Source organism: Citrobacter sp. FP75 (genome assembly GCF_018342065.1).
Lineage (GTDB): Bacteria > Pseudomonadota > Gammaproteobacteria > Enterobacterales > Enterobacteriaceae > Citrobacter.
In genome coordinates this window covers 1-21,380 of the sequence record NZ_JAFDOE010000002.1, presented here as the reverse complement: position 1 = coordinate 21,380, position 21,380 = coordinate 1, and the positions used below count along the sequence as shown (strand labels likewise).

Sequence of the window (21,380 nt, the reverse complement as noted above, 5' to 3'; positions counted from 1 at the left end):
ACTATATGAATTGAGGACAGGTTATGCAGGCTTTGATCTTAGAACAGCAGGACGGAAAAACCCTCGCATCCGTTCAACCCCTCGACGAAAGTCAGCTACCAGAAGGCGATGTGACGGTGGATGTTCACTGGTCGAGCCTGAACTATAAAGACGCCCTGGCCATCACCGGCAAGGGAAAAATTATCCGTAATTTTCCGATGATTCCTGGTATCGATTTCGCCGGTACCGTTCGCCACAGTGAAGATCCCCGTTTTCATGCAGGTCAGGAGGTGTTACTGACCGGTTGGGGCGTAGGCGAAAACCATTGGGGCGGATTGTCCGAACGTGCGCGCGTAAAAGGCGACTGGCTGGTTGCACTGCCAAAAGGATTGAATAGCCGCAACGCGATGATCATCGGCACCGCCGGTTTTACCGCGATACTGTGCGTGATGGCGCTGGAAGATGCCGGGATCCGCCCGGAAGACGGCGAAATTGTCGTCACCGGCGCCAGCGGCGGCGTGGGCAGTACTGCCGTTGCGCTATTGCATAAATTGGGGTATCAGGTTGTGGCCGTGTCCGGTCGCGAAAGTACCCACGATTACCTGCGTAGTCTGGGCGCCAACCGAATCCTCGGCCGTGATGAGTTTGCTGAAACTCGTCCGCTGGAAAAACAGCTGTGGGCAGGTGCCATTGATACCGTTGGCGACAAAGTGCTGGCAAAAGTCCTCGCACAGATGAACTACGGTGGCTGCGTTGCCGCCTGTGGTCTGGCGGGCGGGTTTGCGCTGCCCACCACGGTGATGCCATTTATTCTGCGCAATGTGCGTTTGCAGGGTGTCGATTCCGTAATGACGCCACCGGCGCGCCGTGCGCAAGCCTGGCAGCGCCTGGTGCATGACCTGCCGGAATCGTTCTATTCCCAGGCCGCAACTGAAATTACGCTTGCTGATGCACCAAAGTTTGCCGACGCCATCATCAATAACCAGGTGCAGGGCCGCACGCTGGTGAAGATCGCCTAATCTGCAATTTTTCGTGATAAATTCGCGATAAGCCTTTGCCTCCGTCATGCTTAGCAAAACGCATGACGGAGGATGATATGAAACCCAAAAAACTGACGGAAACTGATGTAACGGCAGAATCTGTTTTTATGCTGCAACGTCGCCAGGTACTGAAAGCACTGGGTATCAGCGCAACGGCCCTTTCCCTCTCTCCCACAGCCCAGGCTGACCTGCTGGGTTGGTTTAAAGGTAATGACCGCCCACCCGCCCCGGCCGGGAAACCGCTTGATTTCACGAAACCCGCAGCCTGGCAAAATACATTACCTTTAACACCGGAGGATAAAGTCACTGGCTACAACAACTTCTATGAGTTCGGTCTCGACAAAGCTGACCCGGCAGCCAATGCTGGCAGCCTGAAAACCGATCCCTGGGCGCTGAAAATTAGCGGCGAAGTGGCAAAACCGTTAACCCTCGATCACGATGCGTTGACCAGCCGTTTCCCACTCGAGGAACGCATTTATCGCATGCGCTGTGTAGAAGCCTGGTCTATGGTCGTGCCGTGGATTGGCTTTCCTTTACATAAGCTTCTGGCACTGGTTGAACCCACCAGCAACGCGAAATATGTGGCGTTCGAAACACTTTACGCGCCGGATGATATGCCGGGACAGAAAGATCGTTTTATTGGCGGGGGGCTGAAATACCCCTACGTTGAGGGGTTACGCCTTGATGAAGCCATGCACCCGCTGACGCTGCTCACCGTGGGAGTTTATGGCAAAGCGCTTCCCCCGCAGAACGGCGCACCCATTCGCTTAACCGTGCCGTGGAAATATGGTTTTAAAGGTATTAAGTCGATAGTCAGCATTAAACTCACGCGGGAACGCCCTCCAACGACCTGGAATATGGCTGCGCCCAATGAGTATGGGTTTTATGCCAATGTAAACCCTGGTGTCGATCACCCACGCTGGTCACAAGCTACTGAACGTTTTATTGGCGCAGGCGGTATTCTGGACGTACAGCGCCAGCCCACGCTGCTGTTTAATGGCTATGCTGATGACGTCGCTTCGCTTTACCGTGGCCTTAATCTGCGGGAGAATTTTTAAGTGCGTCTGACGGCAAAACACATCACCTGGCTGAAAGTTTGCCTGCATCTTGCGGGATTATTACCTTTTGTCTGGCTCTTTTGGGCAGTCAATCACGGTGGATTAAGCGCCGATCCGGTCAAAGACATTCAACATTTTACCGGTAGGACAGCTCTGAAATTCCTGCTGGCAACCTTGCTGGTCTCGCCGCTGGCGCGCTACGCTAAACAACCATTATTGATACGCACCCGCCGCCTGTTAGGGTTATGGTGTTTTGCCTGGGCCACCTTGCATTTAACCAGCTATGCGCTGCTGGAACTGGGCATTAAAAACCTGGGTCTGTTAGGTCGGGAGCTAATAACACGACCTTACCTGATGCTGGGGATTATCAGTTGGCTGCTGCTATTTGCCCTCACGCTCACTTCCACGCAGGCGGCGCAGCGGAAACTGGGCAAACGCTGGCAACTTTTGCACAACTTCGTCTATCTTGTGGCGATCCTGGCACCCATTCATTATCTGTGGTCGGTGAAGATTTTATCGCCGCAACCGATCATTTATGCCGCGCTCGCCGTCGCGCTGTTAGCCTGTCGTTACAAGAAGTTCCGCCAGTGGTGGCGGTAGTTCTGCGATATGTGCAGTGCGTTGCAAAACACAGATGAACCCACGTTCTTTACATGTCGGCAGTTGATTATCTTCCCTGATAAGACCAGTATTTAGCTGCCAATTGCTACGAAATGGTTATAATGTGCGACCTTGCCTTCCCCGAAGGCGTTTTTACAGCGCTGAAAGGGTGACAACCGGGTATTGAAGGTATATTTTGTCTTTTACCCGAAAATGGCAGAAGATAGCCACATAATGACTGATAAGTTTTGAAATCTCATTTAATGGTTACGGCACGCAGTGCAACGCCAGAGAGGGTGACATCTCGTCACCAACAGTCATTCAAATGCTATACAGACGGCGATAAAACGCCTGTCACAATTTCACTAAACAAAGAGTACGGAACCCACTCATGGATATTCGTAAGATTAAAAAACTGATCGAGCTGGTTGAAGAATCAGGCATCTCCGAACTGGAAATTTCTGAAGGCGAAGAGTCTGTACGCATCAGCCGCGCAGCGCCAAATGCAGGTTTCCCAATGATGCAACAGGCTTATGCTGCACCAATGATGCAACAACCTGCTCTGTCTAACGCTGTCGCACAGACTGCAGCTCCGAGCATGGAAGCCCCTGCAGCAGCGGAAATCAGTGGTCACATCGTACGTTCCCCGATGGTTGGTACTTTCTACCGCACCCCGGGCCCTGACGCCAAACCGTTTATCGAAGTGGGTCAGAAAGTGAATGCGGGCGATACCCTGTGCATCGTTGAAGCCATGAAAATGATGAACCAGATCGAAGCCGATAAATCCGGCGTCGTAAAAGCGATTCTGGTCGAAAGTGGTCAACCGGTAGAATTTGACGAGCCGCTGGTCGTCATCGAGTAACGAGGCGAACATGTTGGATAAAATCGTTATCGCCAACCGTGGCGAGATTGCCTTGCGTATTCTTCGTGCCTGTAAAGAGCTGGGCATTAAGACCGTCGCTGTGCACTCAAGCGCGGATCGCGATCTAAAACACGTATTACTGGCAGATGAAACGGTCTGTATTGGCCCGGCTCCGTCTGTTAAAAGCTATCTGAATATCCCGGCAATTATCAGCGCCGCTGAAATCACTGGCGCGGTGGCTATCCACCCGGGCTATGGTTTCCTGTCTGAGAACGCCAACTTTGCCGAGCAGGTAGAACGTTCCGGCTTTATCTTCATCGGCCCGAAAGCCGACACCATCCGCCTGATGGGTGACAAAGTGTCTGCAATCACCGCCATGAAGAAAGCAGGCGTACCGACCGTTCCAGGCTCTGACGGCCCGCTGGGTGACGACATGGACGCTAACCGCGCTCATGCCAAACGCATCGGCTACCCGGTTATCATCAAAGCCTCCGGCGGCGGCGGCGGTCGCGGTATGCGCGTTGTGCGCAGCGACACCGATCTGGCGCAGTCCATCGCAATGACCAAAGCTGAAGCGAAAGCTGCTTTCAGCAACGACATGGTGTACATGGAAAAATACCTGGAAAATCCTCGTCACATCGAGATCCAGGTACTGGCTGATGGTCAGGGTAACGCTATCTATCTGGCAGAACGTGACTGCTCTATGCAGCGTCGTCACCAGAAAGTTGTCGAAGAAGCGCCAGCGCCGGGCATTACCCCAGAACTACGTCGTTACATCGGCGAACGTTGCGCCAAAGCCTGTGTGGATATCGGCTACCGTGGGGCGGGTACTTTTGAGTTCCTGTTCGAAAACGGCGAGTTCTATTTCATCGAAATGAACACCCGTATCCAGGTTGAACACCCCGTTACCGAAATGATCACCGGCGTTGACCTGATTAAAGAGCAGCTGCGTATCGCTGCGGGTCAGCCGCTGTCCATCAAGCAGGATGAAGTTGTGGTTAAAGGCCATGCGGTAGAATGCCGTATCAACGCCGAAGACCCGAATACCTTCCTGCCAAGCCCGGGTAAAATTACGCGTTTCCACGCGCCGGGTGGTTTTGGTGTGCGCTGGGAGTCTCATATTTACGCGGGCTACACCGTACCGCCGTACTATGACTCAATGATCGGTAAGCTGATTTGCTATGGCGAAAACCGTGACGTGGCCATTGCCCGCATGAAAAACGCCTTGCAGGAACTGATCATCGACGGTATCAAAACCAACGTTGATCTGCAGATCCGCATCATGAACGACGAGCACTTCCAGCGTGGTGGTTCCAATATCCACTACCTGGAGAAAAAACTCGGACTTCAGGAAAAGTAAGTACGCATTAACCGAAAAGGCCGGATTCTCCGGCCTTTTGTTTTTCTCCCCTCCGGTACGTCCCATAAGGTACAATCCCCGCTTTCTTTATCCACAAGGGACAAAAAATGGACGCTCGTTTTGTTCAGGCCCATAAAGAGGCGCGCTGGGCGCTGTGGCTGACCCTTTTCTATCTTGCCACATGGTTAGTGGCCGCTTACTTACCAGACTCCACGCTGGGCTTTACCGGCTTACCACACTGGTTCGAAATGGCCTGTCTGCTGACACCGCTGGTTTTCATTGTACTGTGCTGGGCGATGGTGAAATTTATCTATCGCGATATTCCTCTGGAGGATGACGATGCAGCTTGAAGTGATTTTGCCGCTTGTCGCCTATCTTGTGGTGGTGTTTGGTCTCTCTGTTTACGCAATGAGAAAGAGAACGACCGGCACGTTCCTGAATGAGTATTTCCTCGGCAGCCGCTCTATGGGCGGGGTCGTATTAGCCATGACGCTGACCGCGACGTACATCAGCGCGAGTTCGTTTATTGGCGGTCCGGGTGCCGCGTATAAATACGGGCTGGGATGGGTCCTGTTGGCAATGATCCAGCTACCGGCCGTCTGGCTGTCGCTGGGCATTCTTGGCAAGAAATTCGCTATTCTGGCGCGACGCTACAACGCCGTCACCCTCAACGACATGCTGTTTGCCCGCTATCAGAGTCGTTTGCTGGTCTGGCTGGCGAGCCTCAGCCTGCTGGTGGCTTTCGTTGGCGCGATGACCGTGCAGTTCATTGGCGGTGCGCGTTTGCTGGAAACCGCAGCGGGGATCCCCTACGAAACCGGCCTGCTAATTTTTGGTATCAGCATCGCGTTATACACCGCATTCGGTGGATTCCGCGCCAGCGTGCTCAACGACACGATGCAGGGCATGGTAATGCTGATTGGGACGATTGTCCTGCTGGTCGGCGTTGTCCACGCTGCCGGCGGCCTCAGCAATGCGGTAGCGACGCTGCAAACCATCGATCCGAAGCTGGTGACTCCGCAAGGCGCTGATGACATGCTGTCTCCGACCTTTATGACTTCGTTCTGGGTATTGGTGTGTTTTGGCGTGATTGGCCTGCCACATACCGCAGTACGCTGCATCTCCTACAAAGACAGCAAAGCAGTCCATCGTGGAATTATTATCGGCACGATTGTCGTGGCGATCCTGATGTTTGGTATGCATCTGGCGGGTGCGCTCGGACGCGCGGTACTCCCCGACCTGACAGTACCGGATCTGGTCATCCCTACCCTGATGGTAAAAGTTCTGCCGCCGATTGCCGCCGGGATCTTCCTTGCTGCACCCATGGCCGCGATCATGTCGACGATCAACGCCCAATTGCTGCAAAGTTCCGCTACGATCATTAAAGATCTCTACCTGAACCTGCGCCCGGAACAGTTGCAAAATGAAACCCGATTGAAGCGCATGTCGGCGGTGATCACTCTGCTGTTGGGGGCATTGCTGCTGCTGGCTGCCTGGAAGCCGCCAGAAATGATCATCTGGCTCAACCTCCTGGCGTTTGGTGGGCTGGAAGCCGTGTTCCTGTGGCCGCTGGTGCTGGGCCTGTACTGGGAGCGCGCGAACGCAGCGGGAGCATTAAGCGCCATGATTATCGGTGGGGTGCTGTATGCCATACTTGCCACCTTTAACATTCAGTACCTGGGCTTCCATCCGATTGTGCCCTCATTGCTGCTAAGTTTGCTGGCTTTCCTGGTCGGAAACCGTTTTGGTTCTGCCGCTCCGCAAGCCGTCATATTGACTACTGATAAATAAAGAGTTTTGCCATGCCTTGGATCCAACTGAAACTAAACACGACCGGTGCAAATGCAGAAGAGTTGAGCGATGCGCTGATGGAAACGGGTGCCGTTTCTATCACCTTCCAGGACACGCATGATACGCCGGTGTTTGAACCGCTGCCGGGCGAGACCCGTCTTTGGGGTGACACCAATGTAACGGGTCTGTTCGATGCAGAAGCCGACATGAAAGAGGTGGTTGCTATTCTGGAGCAACATCCGCTGCTGGGCGCGGGCTTCGTGCATAAAATCGAACAGCTTGAAGATAAAGACTGGGAGCGCGAATGGATGGATAACTTCCACCCAATGCGCTTTGGCGAACGTCTGTGGATTTGCCCAAGCTGGCGCGATGTGCCGGATGAGAACGCCGTCAACGTGATGCTGGACCCGGGTCTGGCGTTTGGTACGGGCACTCACCCAACGACTGCTCTGTGTCTGCAATGGCTGGACGGACTAGATTTAGAAGGTAAAACGGTTATCGATTTTGGCTGTGGCTCCGGTATTCTGGCTATTGCGGCACTCAAATTGGGGGCAACGAAAGCCATTGGTGTAGACATCGATCCACAGGCCATTCAGGCAAGTCGCGATAACGCACAGCGTAACGGCGTTTCTGACCGTCTGGAGCTGTACCTGCCGCAGGACCAGCCAGAAGCAATGAAAGCCGACGTGGTGGTTGCCAACATCCTTGCTGGCCCTTTACGTGAGCTGGCCCCATTAATCAGCGTCCTGCCGGTTGAGGGCGGTTTACTGGGGCTTTCCGGTATTCTCGCCAGCCAGGCGGAGGGCGTCTGTGAAGCCTATGCCGATCTCTTTACGCTCGATCCGGTCATCGAGAAAGAAGAATGGTGCCGCATTACTGGTCGTAAGAAATAGGCCCTCTTGTTACTGTTGTTCACGATAAAATCGCTCTTTTTTTCGCAAAAGGATTTGCGGAAATGAGAGCGAGATCTCATTCAATAGCCATTATTTGTTCATAAAAACAGCTTTTTATCCTGATTCATTTACCTCAGGAGTAATAAAAAAAGAGAAGTTTTCGGAATTTATAAATGGACGCAAAATTACCACATGAATGTATCTAAATGATTATCAAAGAATTTAATTTTAAACTGAGCACGTAACCAGCAATTCATTGATCCACCTCAGAGGATTGGTCAAAGTTTGGCCTTTCATCTCGAGCAAAAAATGCGTAATATACGCCGCCTTGCAGTCACAGTATGGTCATTTCTTAACTCATGCGTATCGGACAATATCAGCTCAGAAATCGCCTGATCGCAGCACCTATGGCTGGTATCACTGACAGACCATTCAGGACGCTGTGCTACGAGATGGGAGCAGGATTGACGGTATCCGAGATGATGTCTTCTAACCCGCAGGTCTGGGAAAGTGACAAGTCTCGTTTACGGATGGTACACGTTGATGAGCCAGGAATTCGCACGGTGCAAATTGCCGGTAGCGACCCTGTTGAAATGGCCGATGCCGCACGTATTAACGTGGAAAGCGGCGCCCAAATTATTGATATCAATATGGGGTGTCCGGCTAAAAAAGTGAATCGCAAGCTTGCAGGTTCAGCCCTCTTGCAGTACCCGGATTTAGTGAAGTCGATACTAACCGAGGTCGTCAATGCAGTGGACGTTCCTGTCACTCTAAAGATTCGCACCGGCTGGGCTCCGGAACACCGTAACTGCGTAGAGATTGCCCAACTGGCTGAAGACTGTGGCATTCAGGCTCTGACCATTCACGGACGCACCCGCGCCTGTTTGTTCAATGGAGATGCTGAGTACGACAGTATTCGGGCAGTTAAGCAGAAAGTTTCCATTCCGATTATCGCGAATGGCGACATTACTGACCCGCATAAAGCCAGAGCTGTGCTCGACTATACGGGGGCGGATGCCCTGATGATAGGCCGTGCAGCTCAGGGAAGACCCTGGATCTTTCGGGAAATCCAGCATTATCTGGACACTGGGGAGTTGCTGCCCCCGCTGCCTCTGGCAGAGGTGAAGCGCTTGCTTTGTGCGCACGTTCGGGAACTGCATGACTTTTATGGTCAGGCAAAAGGGTACCGAATTGCGCGTAAACACGTATCCTGGTATCTCCAGGAACACGCTCCAAATGACCAGTTTCGGCGCACATTCAACGCCATTGAAGATTCCAGCGAACAGCTGGCGGCGTTGGAGGCATACTTCGAAAATTTTGCGTAAACAGAAATAAAGAGCTGACAGAACTATGTTCGAACAACGCGTAAATTCTGACGTACTGACCGTTTCTACCGTTAACTCTCAGGATCAGGTAACTCAAAAACCCCTGCGTGACTCGGTTAAACAGGCACTGAAGAACTATTTTGCTCAACTGAATGGTCAGGATGTTAATGATCTCTACGAGCTGGTACTGGCTGAAGTAGAACAGCCCCTGTTGGACATGGTGATGCAATACACCCGCGGTAACCAGACCCGTGCTGCCCTGATGATGGGCATCAACCGTGGTACGCTGCGTAAAAAACTGAAAAAATACGGCATGAACTGATAACAATCAGCGAAATGTTTGTTTTAAAAGGCGCTACTCGGCATGGGGAGGCGCCTTTTTTATAGGCATCACACAGAGGCTTTAACGATGAACGCAGGATGTGAACCCGTCTATTTTGGCGATGAATCGAAAAAGGTAATCCACGGTGATGCGCTGACAGAACTGAAGAAATTGCCGCCTGCAAGCGTCGATCTCATTTTTGCCGACCCGCCTTATAACATCGGCAAAGATTTTGACGGACTGGTGGAATCCTGGGATGAAGAGACCTTTCTGGCCTGGTTGTTTGAGTGCATTAATGAGTGTCATCGAATCCTCAGGCCGCAAGGCACCATGTACATCATGAACAGTACGGAGAACATGCCGTATATCGACCTCAAATGCCGACAGCTTTTTACCATAAAAAGCCGCATCGTGTGGTCCTATGATAGCTCGGGGGTACAGGCCAAAAACTTCTTTGGTTCGATGTATGAACCGATCCTGATGATGGTCAAAGATCCGAAAAGCTATACCTTTAATCGTGATGACATTCTGGTTGAGGCGAAAACCGGCGCCAAACGCGCGCTGATCGATTACCGAAAGAATCCGCCCCAGCCTTATAATCAGAAAAAGGTGCCCGGTAACGTCTGGGAATTTCCCCGCGTTCGTTATCTGATGGATGAATACGAAAACCACCCAACCCAAAAACCTCAAGCTCTGCTGGAGCGCATCATTCTCGCATCCTCTAACCCGGACGAGATGGTGTTAGATCCGTTTGCAGGTAGTTTCACCACCGGCGCGACTGCAGTGGCGTTGGGTCGCAGATTTGTCGGTATCGAAGTCAATGACGAATACATAAAGATGGGGCTTCGAAGACTGAGCATTAGCTCCCACTTTTCAGCAAATGACCTTGCAAAGGTAAAAAAGCGAAAGACAAAAAATCCGTCTAAAAAGAGTCGATTAGCTGAAAAAAACGGCGTAACTTCAACAAAGTAAAAGCATTGTAAGTCTGCTTTTCAGCATCCAGATTTCGTGTATATTTCCTGCACGCTTGGGCATGAATACACAGGATTTGGTAATGATTCGCAAGTATTGGTGGCTGGTTGTTTTTGCTGTCTTCGTTTTTCTTTTTGATGCGCTACTTATACAGTGGATAGAGTTGATGACAACAGAGCACGATAAGTGCCGAAATATGAACTCGGTAAATCCCCTCAAGCTGGTCAACTGCGTCGACCTTGAATAGCTCATCCGCAGCATACATTTTACAGCCGTCACGCCATGGCGGCTGAATGCGATCGCCTGAAACTACCCAACCTGATTTTCATTCTCAACAAATTGTATCACCCAACCATCGGGACTTAACATTTTTAATACGTTATCCACTAATACCGGTGCCTGCGCATAAAGATCATAACTGACTGGATTCATTAACCAGTTTTTTATTATTCCACTAAAACTACCGTGCAAAATAATGAGGATGACGTCTAAATCCAGACTCGTGGCGATAAGGTTTTCATCCATACATTTCTGTAATGATTCACGCATCTTTTGATGGCAAAGACCTATTTTATCGCGAATATCCTGCTCCGATATCATATCGTTATGGAATTCACATTTATGATATAAAATCTGCATCAATGCCTGCTGGCGAGGAATTTTAGCAATATATTGCAAACCCACGACTAATTTCTCCCGTAGCCTCTGTAACGGGTTGTCACCCCAGCGCCCGATAAGTTGGTCCTGAATAAGATCGCGCAAGGGGGGTTGCTGCAGCCAAATCTCATTAAACAACTGGCTTTTATTATCAAAATGCCAATAGATTGCCCCGCGCGTCACGTTGGCGGCGTCCGCAATGTCGTTAAGCGTTGTATTGCCGACACCACGCGCAGCAAACTGCACAATCGCCGTTTCAATCAGGTGCTGCCGCGTTTTGAGGGCATCAGCTTTCGTTTTTCTCGCCATGATTCAAATGCCTGAGACAAAGTAGAGAATGATAAAGTTTCTTATCTAATATTTACTGTACTGAATTAATGTATCACTTAGCTTTTATTTAGACGAGTTCTAAAATATTACATTACGCACGCCCCATATAAATAAACAGCACAAATAAAACCAATTAATACATTCACCAATTAAATGTTTATTTCAATATGTGTTAATGCGCGTCAGAACATGACTATTCATTCGCTTAATGAAAGGGTAGTTGATTCTCCTCTTTTTGTTTTTATGTGCCGTGTGTTACGTAGCAAAATAAGTATTGCTTACATCGCAAGCTAATTATTTGTAGGATAGCCAACTATTATTTTTATTTGTGCGCGTTATCGCCCTGCCATTACCCCGGAAAATAACGAGCTTTCGGTTTTTTAAGGAATAGAAATGACGAAAACTGCCAGGTTCTCGCTCCTGCCCTCATTCATCATCATCTCCGCTGCATTACTCGCCGGTTGTAATGATCAGGGCGAAACGCAAGCTCATCCCACCGAGCCACAGGTGACTGTCCATGTTGTCGAGTCGGCCCCCCTGGCCGTGACGACCGAATTACCTGGGCGTACAAGCTCATTTCGCATTGCAGAAGTCCGCCCCCAGGTCAGCGGGATCGTACTCAAAAGGAATTTCACTGAAGGCAGCGATGTTGAAGCTGGCCAGTCGCTTTATCAGATCGATCCTGCGACCTACCAGGCTAACTATGACAGCGCCAAAGGCGAACTGGCAAAGAGTGAAGCCGCGGCAGCAATCGCACACTTAACGGTAAAACGTTATGTTCCACTGGTCGGAACAAAATACATCAGTCAGCAAGAGTACGATCAGGCGATTGCTGATGCCCGTCAGGCCGATGCCTCAGTTATTGCCGCCAAAGCTGCTGTCGAAAGTGCCCGCATCAACCTTGCCTACACCAAAGTGACATCCCCCATTAGTGGACGTATTGGTAAATCTAACGTCACCGAAGGCGCACTGGTCACTAATGGTCAGGCGACAGAACTCGCCACCGTGCAACAGCTGGATCCGATTTATGTTGACGTGACGCAGTCCAGTAACGACTTTATGCGCCTCAAACAGTCCATAGCACAAGGCAGTCTGCATAAAGACAGCACCAGCAGCACCGTCGAACTGGTAATGGAGAATGGTCAGTCATATCCGCTGAAGGGCACGCTGCAATTTTCTGACGTGACGGTTGATGAAAGTACCGGTTCGATCACCCTCAGAGCCGTGTTCCCTAACCCGCAGCACACCCTCCTGCCCGGCATGTTCGTACGTGCGCGCGTTGATGAAGGCGTTCAACCCAATGCCATCCTTGTTCCGCAACAGGGAGTGACACGTACGCCACGCGGCGATGCCACCGTGATGGTCGTCAACGACAAGAGTCAGGTTGAGGCTCGCCCGGTCATCGCCGTGCAAGCTATTGGCGACAAGTGGCTGATTAGCGAAGGCCTACAGTCAGGCGACAAAGTCATCGTGAGTGGTTTACAGAAAGCGCGTCCAGGCGTGCAGGTTAAAGCCACCACTGATGCCCCGGCAGCGACTGCGGCGCAATAAGGTAACCGGACATGGCAAACTTTTTTATTAGGCGTCCTATCTTTGCCTGGGTACTGGCCATCATTTTGATGATGGCAGGTGCGCTGGCAATCATGCAACTGCCTGTGGCGCAGTACCCTACTATTGCGCCCCCAGCCGTTGCTATTTCCGCAACCTACCCTGGTGCGGATGCGCAAACGGTGCAGGACACCGTTACGCAGGTTATCGAACAAAACATGAATGGTATCGATAACCTGATGTATATGTCCTCCACCAGCGACTCTGCTGGCAGCGTGACTATCACACTGACGTTCCAGTCCGGTACCGATCCCGATATCGCTCAGGTGCAGGTACAAAACAAACTGCAGCTCGCGACTCCTTTACTGCCGCAGGAAGTCCAGCAGCAGGGTATTGGCGTTGAGAAATCAAGCAGCAGCTTTCTGATGGTCGCAGGTTTTGTTTCTGACAATCCGCAGACTACGCAAGATGACATCTCTGACTATGTCGCTTCTAACGTTAAAGACGCCATCAGCCGCTTGAATGGCGTGGGTGATGTGCAGCTGTTTGGTGCGCAGTACGCCATGCGTATCTGGCTGGATGCAAATTTATTGAACAAATACCAGCTTACGCCGGTTGATGTCATTAATCAGTTGAAAGTGCAGAACGATCAGATAGCCGCAGGTCAGTTAGGGGGGACACCTGCATTACCCAATCAACAGCTTAACGCCTCAATCATTGCGCAAACGCGTCTGAAAGACCCTGAAGAGTTCGGCAAAGTGACCTTACGCGTGAACAGCGACGGCTCTGTTGTCCATCTGAAGGATGTAGCGCGAATTGAGCTGGGTGGTGAAAACTACAACGTCGTTGCACGTATTAACGGTAAACCGGCCTCCGGTCTGGGTATTAAGCTGGCAACCGGTGCAAACGCACTGGATACCGCCAACGCAATTAAAGCCAAACTGGTTGAACTGCAACCGTTCTTCCCGCAGGGAATGAAAGTCGTTTACCCATACGACACCACACCGTTCGTCACTATCTCCATTCATGAGGTGGTGAAAACGCTGTTTGAAGCGATTGTGCTGGTGTTCCTGGTAATGTACCTGTTCCTACAAAACATCCGCGCCACGCTCATTCCAACCATCGCCGTCCCCGTCGTACTGCTAGGAACCTTTGCCATACTGGCGGCGTTTGGCTACTCGATAAACACCCTGACAATGTTCGGGATGGTGCTCGCCATCGGCCTACTGGTCGATGATGCGATAGTGGTGGTCGAGAACGTTGAACGCGTGATGGTGGAAGAAAACCTGCCCCCCAAAGAGGCGACGGAGAAATCCATGTCGCAGATTCAAGGGGCGCTGGTGGGTATCGCTATGGTGCTGTCAGCGGTGTTTATCCCGATGGCCTTCTTTGGCGGCTCCACTGGAGCGATTTACCGCCAGTTCTCTATCACCATCGTTTCTGCCATGGCGCTTTCCGTGCTGGTCGCATTGATTCTGACTCCTGCGCTTTGTGCCACATTGCTCAAACCAGTGTCAGCAGAGCATCACGAGAAAAAGAGCGGTTTCTTTGGCTGGTTTAATGCCAAATTCGACCACAGCGTCAACCACTACACTAATAGTGTCAGCGGTATTGTCCGTAAAACCGGGCGTTATCTGATCGTCTATCTGATCATCGTTGTTGGGATGGCGGTGCTGTTTATGCGCCTGCCAACCTCCTTCCTGCCAGAAGAGGATCAGGGCGTATTCCTGACCATGATTCAGCTTCCGGCTGGCGCAACGCAGGAACGCACCCAAAAGGTGCTGGACCAGGTAACCCACTACTACCTGAACACCGAGAAAGCCAACGTTGAAAGCGTCTTTACGGTTAACGGTTTTAGCTTCAGCGGACAAGGTCAAAACTCCGGGATGGCGTTTGTCAGCCTCAAGCCCTGGGAAGAGCGTAGCGGAAAAGAGAATAACGTTGAATCGATTATTGCCCGTGCGACCCGCGCCTTTAGCCAGATTCGTGACGGTCTGGTGTTCCCCTTCAACATGCCAGCCATTGTTGAATTGGGTACGGCAACCGGCTTTGACTTCGAGTTGATTGACCAGGGCGGGCTGGGGCACACGGCGTTGACTCAGGCACGTAATCAGTTGCTGGGGATGGTTGCAAAACACCCGGACCTGCTGGTTCGCGTACGGCCTAACGGCCTGGAAGATACCGCACAGTTCAAGCTGGATGTGGATCAGGAAAAAGCGCAGGCGCTGGGCGTCTCCTTATCTGATATTAACCAAACCATCTCCGCTGCACTGGGGGGTTATTACGTCAATGACTTCATTGACCGTGGTCGCGTGAAAAAAGTGTATGTCCAGGCTGATGCAAAATTCCGTATGTTGCCGGAGGATATCAATAATCTGTATGTCCGCAGCGCCAATGGTGAAATGGTACCATTCTCAACATTTAGCTCTTCTCAATGGGTTTATGGCTCACCGCGACTGGAACGCTACAACGGTATGCCATCAATGGAGCTACTGGGAGAGGCTGCACCGGGTAGAAGTACCGGTGAAGCAATGGCGCTGATGGAAAGCCTGGCAGAGAAACTGCCAACCGGTATTGGTCATGACTGGACCGGTATGTCCTATCAGGAACGCTTGTCAGGTAACCAGGCACCCGCGCTGTATGCCATCTCGTTAATCGTTGTCTTCCTTTGTCTTGCCGCATTATATGAGAGTTGGTCAATTCCATTCTCCGTCATGCTCGTGGTACCGCTTGGTGTTGTCGGTGCGTTGTTAGCCGCGTCGCTGCGTGGGATGAATAACGATGTGTACTTCCAGGTCGGCCTGCTCACCACCATTGGTCTCTCTGCCAAAAACGCCATACTGATTGTGGAGTTTGCCAAAGACCTGATGGATAAAGAAGGCAAAGGCTTGATTGAGGCAACACTGGAAGCCTCCCGCATGCGTCTTCGCCCTATCCTGATGACTTCCCTGGCCTTTATTCTGGGAGTTATGCCGCTGGTCATCAGTCGCGGCGCAGGTAGTGGCGCGCAAAATGCGGTCGGCACCGGCGTTATGGGGGGGATGCTCACCGCCACATTGTTAGCCATCTTCTTCGTCCCCGTCTTCTTTGTTGTCGTTAGACGACGTTTTAGTCGGCATAGCAATTAATTTGTAAAATAAAGGCGTCCTCGGACGCCTTTTTACCTGATGTTGAGATCTTTATTTATTAATAAGATAGCTGTTTATTTTTTCTCACCTCTCACCGAAAAAGCATCTATTGCCACCTGATTTATTCATTATGTTTACAAACCACACGAATTGAGATTATTCCTCATGTCAGTCTTTTTTTAAGAAGTGGTAAAATAGCTCTCGATTTCGCAGATAGCTTTGCGTTAGTCATTGCTTTATTAGCGAAACGCTTATTTTAGAGGTAACACCATGAAAAGATTAATACCCGTTGCATTGCTGACGGCATTACTGGCAGGCTGTGCACACGATTCTCCTTGCGTACCTGTTTATGACGATCAGGGCCGCCTGGTTCATACCAATACTTGTATGAAAGGCACCACGCAGGATAACTGGGAAACCGCAGGCGCAATCGCCGGTGGTGCTGCCGCCGTTGCAGGTCTGACGCTCGGGATCGTTGCCCTGACCAAATGAATCCTCTTAAAAGCGCGGTACCTGCCGCGCTTTTAGCCACAAAGATAAATTTTTATATAAGACAAAACGTTGGTGTAAGATATCAATCATAGAATAAGATTATTATAGATTTCCTTCACATATCCACGATGTAAAATTAGCATTTTTTGTATTCTTAGTAACAACACGTCTTCTCTTCATTATTCTCACGCCATCAATATTAACGCCCGAAATCGTTATCACGCGTTCTGTCTGAATTTTAATTTTTTTGCGCTGAAATGTGGCTTACGTTTCAATTTTGCACCACTTCAGGGCGCTGCATTTATTTTTTCCTGTCTACACTCTGCATACTGCGTCGAATATTCGGTCGCAAAAAACTGGCACTACCTTTGCTTAGAAGAGTATGGCCAAAGACACAGACAGGTAAAAGACGTTTTCAGAACGTCTCCATAACAATAATTCCTCCACACAGGATGCTCTATGAAAAAGATGATAATAGCCAGCCTGGCTGCGGCCGGCGTGTTGCTTGCGATTGCAAATCAGGCACATGCCGGCGCAACGCTTGATGCTGTAAAGAAAAAAGGGTTTGTACAATGCGGTATCAGTGATGGTTTGCCTGGCTTTTCTTACGCCGATGCAAACGGTAAATTTTCAGGTATCGATGTCGATGTTTGCCGCGGTGTTGCCTCTGCCGTATTTGGTGATGACACAAAAGTAAAATATACCCCACTCACCGCCAAAGAGCGCTTTACGGCTTTACAGTCTGGTGAAGTCGATCTGCTTTCACGTAATACCACCTGGACCTCCTCTCGTGATGCAGGTATGGGCATGTCTTTCACTGGCGTAACGTATTACGACGGCATTGGTTTTCTTACCCACAATAAAGCGGGACTGAAGAGCGCTAAAGAGTTGGATGGCGCAACGGTTTGCATCCAGGCAGGAACAGATACCGAACTGAACGTGGCCGATTACTTTAAGGCCAACAACATGAAGTACACCCCCGTCACCTTTGACCGCTCGGACGAATCCGCTAAGGCACTGGAATCTGGCCGCTGCGATACGCTTGCCTCCGACCAGTCTCAGCTGTACGCCCTGCGAATCAAACTCAGCAATCCCGCAGAATGGATCGTCCTACCCGAAGTTATCTCTAAAGAGCCGCTGGGACCTGTCGTGCGTCGTGGTGATGATGAGTGGTTCTCCATCGTTCGCTGGACGCTATTCGCCATGCTGAACGCTGAAGAGATGGGCGTTAGTTCGAAAAACGTCGATGAAAAAGCTGCTAATCCGGCAACACCAGATATGGCACACCTGTTAGGTAAAGAGGGTGACTACGGCAAAGATCTTAAGCTGGATAACAAATGGGCTTACCACATTATTAAGCAGGTAGGGAATTACTCGGAGATCTTTGAACGTAACGTGGGATCGGAAAGTCCACTGAAGATCAAACGTGGACAGAACAACCTCTGGAATAACGGCGGTATTCAGTATGCACCGCCGGTGCGCTAATCCGTAGTGATGTAACGGGCGCCGCAAATGCGGCGCTCAGCCCAGGGTCATAGTTACCGAGGTTTTCTTATGCTCCATCGCCGCTCAAACGTAAAAGGATCATTCTCCTTTTCTAACCCTGCGGTCCGCGCCTGGTTATTCCAGATACTTGCCGTCATTGTGGTCATCAGCATTGCGGTCTATCTCATTCATAACACAATTAATAACCTGAGCAGTCGCGGTATTACCTCGGGATTTTCTTTTCTCGATCGAAGTGCCGGATTTGGCATTGTCCAGCATCTGATTGACTACGAGCAGGGCGATACATACGGTCGGGTATTTCTGGTCGGCCTGCTCAATACGCTGTTAGTTTCTGCGTTGTGCATCGTTTTTGCGTCGTTTCTCGGCTTCTTTCTTGGGCTGGCACGACTGTCTGATAACTGGTTACTGCGCAAGTTCTCGACAATTTATATCGAAACGTTCCGCAATATTCCCCCGCTGCTACAAATCTTCTTCTGGTATTTCGCCGTATTACGTAATCTGCCCGGCCCACGTCAGGCCGTTAACGCATTGGATCTCGCCTTTCTGAGCAACCGCGGGCTCTATATTCCGGCACCGCAAATGGGAGAAGGCCTTGTTGCCTTTTGCACCTCCGTCCTGATTGCTGTTGTCGTCTCTATTGGGCTGTTTCGCTTTAATAAAAAACATCAGACCAAAACGGGTCAGCTACGTAGAACCTGGCCTACTGCTCTGGCCCTGATCGTGTTTTTGCCCATGATTTCACAATGGTTTTTTGGCGCAGCACTTCACTGGGATGTCCCTGAATTACGCGGGTTTAACTTCCGTGGCGGTATGGTGCTGATTCCCGAGTTGGCGGCGCTGACGCTGGCGCTTTCAGTGTATACCTCCGCATTTATTGCAGAAATTATTCGCGCCGGTATTCAAGCGGTTCCATATGGTCAGCATGAAGCCGCACGTTCACTGGGCCTGCCAAATCCAGTAACGCTTCGCCAGGTTATCATTCCACAGGCGCTGCGCGTCATTATTCCTCCACTGACCAGCCAGTACCTGAATATCGTTAAAAACTCCTCTCTGGCTGCGGCCATCGGCTACCCGGATATGGTTTCACTGTTTGCCGGAACCGTACTAAACCAAACAGGGCAGGCCATTGAAACCATCGCTATTACCATGTCGGTGTATCTGATCATCAGCCTGAGCATTTCTCTGTTGATGAATATTTATAACCGTCGGATCGCACTGATTGAGCGCTAAGGAGCCATGATGACAAAAGCACTGCTGTCTCACCCCGCGCGCCAAAACAATAACCACGCAGGACGCGTTATGTTGTGGGTGCGTAAAAATCTGTTCTCCAGTTGGTCAAATAGCCTGCTTACGCTGTTGTGCATGTGGTTAATGTGGGAGTTCATTCCTCCCTTATTCAACTGGGCATTTTTGCAGGCCAACTGGGTTGGGTCTACCCGCGCAGACTGTACTAAAACCGGGGCCTGCTGGGTGTTCATCCATGAACGCTTTGGCCAATTCATGTATGGGCTCTATCCACACGATCAGCGCTGGCGGATAAATCTGGCCCTGATTATCGGTCTGCTTTCTATCGTACCTATGTTCTGGAAAGCCATGACCCACCGTGGCCGCTATATCGCCGTCTGGGCAGTGGTATATCCCATTGTGGTTTGGTGGTTGATGTACGGTGGCTTTTTCGGTCTCGAACGCGTAGAAACCCGGCAATGGGGCGGATTGACGCTGACGCTTATCATCGCGTCCGTCGGTATTGCGGGTGCGCTTCCGTGGGGGATTTTACTGGCATTGGGTCGCCGTTCTCATATGCCTGTCGTGCGGGTTTTATCCGTTATTTTTATTGAGTTCTGGCGCGGAGTGCCGTTGATCACCGTCCTGTTTATGTCTTCGGTGATGCTTCCGTTGTTTATGTCGGAAGGTACCAGTATCGACAAACTGATTCGCGCGCTGGTCGGTGTGATCCTTTTCCAGTCGGCCTATGTCGCAGAGGTTGTTCGCGGAGGATTACAGGCCCTGCCAAAGGGCCAGTATGAGGCTGCCGAATCACTGGCGCTGGGGTACTGGAAGACGCAAGGGCTGGTTATTCTTCCCCAGGCGCTTAAGTTGGTCATTCCCGGCCTGGTCAACACGATTATCGCGCTGTTTAAGGATACCAGCCTGGTCATCATCATTGGTCTGTTTGATCTCTTCAGCAGCGTACAACAAGCGACTGTCGATCCGGCCTGGCTGGGAATGTCGACAGAAGGCTACGTTTTTGCCGCGCTAATTTACTGGATTTTCTGTTTCAGCATGTCTCGTTACAGCCAGCATCTGGAAAAACGTTTTAACACCGGGCGTACACCGCACTGAGGAATTTATGAGCCAATTATTAATGCAGTCTACCGACGCGATGATTACGCTGGAAAACGTCAACAAGTGGTATGGGCAGTTTCATGTTCTTAAGAATATTAACCTGAAGGTGAAGCAAGGGGAGCGTATCGTATTATGCGGGCCTTCTGGCTCTGGTAAATCGACAACCATCCGCTGTATTAATCATCTGGAAGAACATCAGCAGGGCCGCATTGTGGTGGATGGAATTGAGCTTAATGAAGATATTCGCAACATTGAGCGCGTCAGACAAGAAGTCGGCATGGTCTTTCAGCACTTTAATCTCTTTCCTCATTTAACGGTCCTGCAAAACTGTACGCTGGCCCCTATTTGGGTCCACAAGATGCCAAAGAAAGAGGCTGAAGTGCTGGCGATGCACTACCTTGAACGGGTTCGGATTGCGGAACATGCGCATAAATTCCCGGGACAAATTTCCGGAGGACAGCAGCAACGTGTGGCTATTGCGCGCTCACTGTGCATGAAACCCAAAATCATGTTGTTTGATGAACCCACCTCTGCGCTGGATCCTGAAATGGTGAAAGAAGTGCTGGATACCATGATTGGTCTGGCACAGTCAGGAATGACAATGCTGTGTGTCACACATGAAATGGGCTTTGCCCGTACAGTCGCGGACAGAGTGATCTTTATGGATCTTGGCGAAATAGTGGAACAGGCTCCCCCGGATGAGTTTTTTGCCAATCCACGATCTGAACGTACACGTGCATTTTTATCGCAAGTGATACATTAAAGTCATCGGCGGATAAAGATCCGGTCGTTTTTTGATACGCATGAACGCAAAAAGGCCATCCTTTCGGATGGCCTTTTCACTTATTTGATGCCTGGCAGTTCCCTACTCTCGCATGGGGAGACCCCACACTACCATCGGCGCTACGGCGTTTCACTTCTGAGTTCGGCATGGGGTCAGGTGGGACCACCGCGCTACAGCCGCCAGACAAATTCTTTTCTATGCGCCGAACTTTAACCTAAAAACTGGTGCTGATACCCAGAGTCGAACTGGGGACCTCACCCTTACCAAGGGTGCGCTCTACCAACTGAGCCATATCAGCACACTAAATTTGATGCCTGGCAGTTCCCTACTCTCGCATGGGGAGACCCCACACTACCATCGGCGCTACGGCGTTTCACTTCTGAGTTC

At 50.8% G+C, this 21,380-nt stretch carries 20 protein-coding genes, 1 tRNA gene and 2 rRNA genes; 19 read left to right on the top strand and 4 right to left on the bottom strand.

Annotated elements, in window-relative coordinates; genetic code table 11:
- Positions 1-23: 23 nt before the first annotated feature.
- The 12 genes from acuI to JQ822_RS07685 all read left to right on the top strand — a co-directional run bounded on the left by acuI (position 24) and on the right by JQ822_RS07685 (position 10,449).
- The gene (gene acuI / locus JQ822_RS07740) at positions 24-998 is read left to right on the top strand and encodes an acrylyl-CoA reductase (NADPH) (protein ID WP_213133006.1); all 975 of its coding nucleotides are present in this window, start codon (positions 24-26) and stop codon (positions 996-998) included.
- Between the two features lie 77 nt (positions 999-1,075).
- Positions 1,076-2,077, top strand: a complete 1,002-nt coding sequence (gene msrP, locus JQ822_RS07735) for a protein-methionine-sulfoxide reductase catalytic subunit MsrP (RefSeq protein WP_213133005.1) — start codon at positions 1,076-1,078, stop codon at positions 2,075-2,077.
- Positions 2,078-2,677 (top strand): protein-methionine-sulfoxide reductase heme-binding subunit MsrQ, encoded by a 600-nt coding sequence (msrQ, locus tag JQ822_RS07730; protein ID WP_213133004.1) that lies wholly within the window; start codon positions 2,078-2,080, stop codon positions 2,675-2,677.
- Positions 2,678-3,068: 391 nt separating this feature from the next.
- Complete coding sequence (accB, locus tag JQ822_RS07725) at positions 3,069-3,539, top strand: acetyl-CoA carboxylase biotin carboxyl carrier protein (protein ID WP_135324123.1); 471 nt, start codon at positions 3,069-3,071, stop codon at positions 3,537-3,539.
- A gap of 10 nt (positions 3,540-3,549) precedes the next feature.
- Positions 3,550-4,899, top strand: a complete 1,350-nt coding sequence (accC, locus tag JQ822_RS07720) for an acetyl-CoA carboxylase biotin carboxylase subunit (protein ID WP_135324122.1) — start codon at positions 3,550-3,552, stop codon at positions 4,897-4,899.
- 107 nt (positions 4,900-5,006) lie between these two features.
- On the top strand, positions 5,007-5,249 hold the full coding sequence (locus JQ822_RS07715) for a YhdT family protein (RefSeq protein ID WP_096755460.1): 243 nt from the start codon (positions 5,007-5,009) through the stop codon (positions 5,247-5,249).
- Complete coding sequence (gene panF / locus JQ822_RS07710) at positions 5,239-6,690, top strand: sodium/pantothenate symporter (RefSeq protein ID WP_213133003.1); 1,452 nt, start codon at positions 5,239-5,241, stop codon at positions 6,688-6,690. The genes JQ822_RS07715 and panF overlap by 11 nt, the downstream gene beginning before the upstream one ends.
- Before the next feature lie 11 nt (positions 6,691-6,701).
- Positions 6,702-7,583, top strand: a complete 882-nt coding sequence (gene prmA, locus JQ822_RS07705) for a 50S ribosomal protein L11 methyltransferase (protein ID WP_213133002.1) — start codon at positions 6,702-6,704, stop codon at positions 7,581-7,583.
- Between the two features lie 359 nt (positions 7,584-7,942).
- Positions 7,943-8,908: a tRNA dihydrouridine synthase DusB gene (gene dusB, locus JQ822_RS07700; protein ID WP_181618030.1), complete on the top strand. Its 966-nt coding sequence runs from the start codon at positions 7,943-7,945 to the stop codon at positions 8,906-8,908.
- Between the two features lie 25 nt (positions 8,909-8,933).
- Positions 8,934-9,230, top strand: a complete 297-nt coding sequence (gene fis, locus JQ822_RS07695) for a DNA-binding transcriptional regulator Fis (RefSeq protein WP_000462905.1) — start codon at positions 8,934-8,936, stop codon at positions 9,228-9,230.
- A gap of 87 nt (positions 9,231-9,317) precedes the next feature.
- Positions 9,318-10,202, top strand: a complete 885-nt coding sequence (yhdJ, locus tag JQ822_RS07690; RefSeq protein WP_213133001.1) for an adenine-specific DNA-methyltransferase — start codon at positions 9,318-9,320, stop codon at positions 10,200-10,202.
- Positions 10,203-10,284: 82 nt separating this feature from the next.
- Positions 10,285-10,449 (top strand): DUF2556 family protein, encoded by a 165-nt coding sequence (locus JQ822_RS07685; RefSeq protein WP_003025279.1) that lies wholly within the window; start codon positions 10,285-10,287, stop codon positions 10,447-10,449.
- Between the two features lie 62 nt (positions 10,450-10,511).
- Here JQ822_RS07685 and envR read toward each other — a convergent pair whose 3' ends face one another.
- Complete coding sequence (envR, locus tag JQ822_RS07680; protein WP_213133000.1) at positions 10,512-11,168, bottom strand: acrEF/envCD operon transcriptional regulator; 657 nt, start codon at positions 11,166-11,168, stop codon at positions 10,512-10,514.
- Between the two features lie 414 nt (positions 11,169-11,582).
- Between envR and JQ822_RS07675 the strand changes: the two genes are divergently transcribed.
- The 7 genes from JQ822_RS07675 (at position 11,583) to JQ822_RS07645 (ending at position 20,972) form a co-directional block, all read left to right on the top strand.
- Positions 11,583-12,740, top strand: a complete 1,158-nt coding sequence (locus tag JQ822_RS07675; protein ID WP_213132999.1) for an efflux RND transporter periplasmic adaptor subunit — start codon at positions 11,583-11,585, stop codon at positions 12,738-12,740.
- 11 nt (positions 12,741-12,751) lie between these two features.
- A complete protein-coding gene (locus JQ822_RS07670; RefSeq protein WP_213132998.1) occupies positions 12,752-15,865 on the top strand; it encodes an efflux RND transporter permease subunit in 3,114 nt (1,037 codons plus the stop codon).
- A 270-nt stretch (positions 15,866-16,135) separates the two neighbouring features.
- On the top strand, positions 16,136-16,357 hold the full coding sequence (locus tag JQ822_RS07665) for a membrane protein (RefSeq protein WP_048213468.1): 222 nt from the start codon (positions 16,136-16,138) through the stop codon (positions 16,355-16,357).
- Between the two features lie 459 nt (positions 16,358-16,816).
- A complete protein-coding gene (locus JQ822_RS07660; protein ID WP_213132997.1) occupies positions 16,817-17,842 on the top strand; it encodes an amino acid ABC transporter substrate-binding protein in 1,026 nt (341 codons plus the stop codon).
- A 69-nt stretch (positions 17,843-17,911) separates the two neighbouring features.
- Positions 17,912-19,093: an amino acid ABC transporter permease gene (locus tag JQ822_RS07655; protein WP_213132996.1), complete on the top strand. Its 1,182-nt coding sequence runs from the start codon at positions 17,912-17,914 to the stop codon at positions 19,091-19,093.
- 9 nt (positions 19,094-19,102) lie between these two features.
- Positions 19,103-20,206 carry an amino acid ABC transporter permease gene (locus JQ822_RS07650; RefSeq protein ID WP_213132995.1) on the top strand — a complete coding sequence of 368 codons (1,104 nt, stop codon included), beginning with the start codon at positions 19,103-19,105 and terminating at the stop codon, positions 20,204-20,206.
- 7 nt (positions 20,207-20,213) lie between these two features.
- The gene (locus tag JQ822_RS07645; RefSeq protein WP_213132994.1) at positions 20,214-20,972 is read left to right on the top strand and encodes an amino acid ABC transporter ATP-binding protein; all 759 of its coding nucleotides are present in this window, start codon (positions 20,214-20,216) and stop codon (positions 20,970-20,972) included.
- Positions 20,973-21,061: 89 nt separating this feature from the next.
- On the opposite strand, the gene rrf (JQ822_RS07640) is transcribed toward JQ822_RS07645, so the two are convergent.
- The 3 genes from rrf (JQ822_RS07640) to rrf (JQ822_RS24625) form a co-directional block, all read right to left on the bottom strand.
- A 5S ribosomal RNA gene (gene rrf, locus JQ822_RS07640) occupies positions 21,062-21,177 on the bottom strand.
- Positions 21,178-21,215: 38 nt separating this feature from the next.
- A tRNA-Thr gene (locus JQ822_RS07635) sits at positions 21,216-21,291 on the bottom strand.
- A gap of 14 nt (positions 21,292-21,305) precedes the next feature.
- A 5S ribosomal RNA gene (rrf, locus tag JQ822_RS24625) occupies positions 21,306-21,380 on the bottom strand; the annotation flags it as partial.

Excerpts from the sequence above, each read along its gene's own strand:
- acuI (WP_213133006.1), top strand. The coding sequence starts at position 24 with ATGCAGGCTTTGATCTTAGAACAGCAGGACGGAAAAACCCTCGCATCC.
- msrP (WP_213133005.1), top strand. The coding sequence starts at position 1,076 with ATGAAACCCAAAAAACTGACGGAAACTGATGTAACGGCAGAATCTGTT.
- accB (WP_135324123.1), top strand. The coding sequence starts at position 3,069 with ATGGATATTCGTAAGATTAAAAAACTGATCGAGCTGGTTGAAGAATCA.
- accC (WP_135324122.1), top strand. The coding sequence starts at position 3,550 with ATGTTGGATAAAATCGTTATCGCCAACCGTGGCGAGATTGCCTTGCGT.
- JQ822_RS07715 (WP_096755460.1), top strand. The coding sequence starts at position 5,007 with ATGGACGCTCGTTTTGTTCAGGCCCATAAAGAGGCGCGCTGGGCGCTG.
- panF (WP_213133003.1), top strand. The coding sequence starts at position 5,239 with ATGCAGCTTGAAGTGATTTTGCCGCTTGTCGCCTATCTTGTGGTGGTG.
- prmA (WP_213133002.1), top strand. The coding sequence starts at position 6,702 with ATGCCTTGGATCCAACTGAAACTAAACACGACCGGTGCAAATGCAGAA.
- dusB (WP_181618030.1), top strand. The coding sequence starts at position 7,943 with ATGCGTATCGGACAATATCAGCTCAGAAATCGCCTGATCGCAGCACCT.
- fis (WP_000462905.1), top strand. The coding sequence starts at position 8,934 with ATGTTCGAACAACGCGTAAATTCTGACGTACTGACCGTTTCTACCGTT.
- yhdJ (WP_213133001.1), top strand. The coding sequence starts at position 9,318 with ATGAACGCAGGATGTGAACCCGTCTATTTTGGCGATGAATCGAAAAAG.
- JQ822_RS07685 (WP_003025279.1), top strand. The coding sequence starts at position 10,285 with ATGATTCGCAAGTATTGGTGGCTGGTTGTTTTTGCTGTCTTCGTTTTT.
- envR (WP_213133000.1), bottom strand. The coding sequence starts at position 11,168 with ATGGCGAGAAAAACGAAAGCTGATGCCCTCAAAACGCGGCAGCACCTG.
- JQ822_RS07675 (WP_213132999.1), top strand. The coding sequence starts at position 11,583 with ATGACGAAAACTGCCAGGTTCTCGCTCCTGCCCTCATTCATCATCATC.
- JQ822_RS07670 (WP_213132998.1), top strand. The coding sequence starts at position 12,752 with ATGGCAAACTTTTTTATTAGGCGTCCTATCTTTGCCTGGGTACTGGCC.
- JQ822_RS07665 (WP_048213468.1), top strand. The coding sequence starts at position 16,136 with ATGAAAAGATTAATACCCGTTGCATTGCTGACGGCATTACTGGCAGGC.
- JQ822_RS07660 (WP_213132997.1), top strand. The coding sequence starts at position 16,817 with ATGAAAAAGATGATAATAGCCAGCCTGGCTGCGGCCGGCGTGTTGCTT.
- JQ822_RS07655 (WP_213132996.1), top strand. The coding sequence starts at position 17,912 with ATGCTCCATCGCCGCTCAAACGTAAAAGGATCATTCTCCTTTTCTAAC.
- JQ822_RS07650 (WP_213132995.1), top strand. The coding sequence starts at position 19,103 with ATGACAAAAGCACTGCTGTCTCACCCCGCGCGCCAAAACAATAACCAC.
- JQ822_RS07645 (WP_213132994.1), top strand. The coding sequence starts at position 20,214 with ATGAGCCAATTATTAATGCAGTCTACCGACGCGATGATTACGCTGGAA.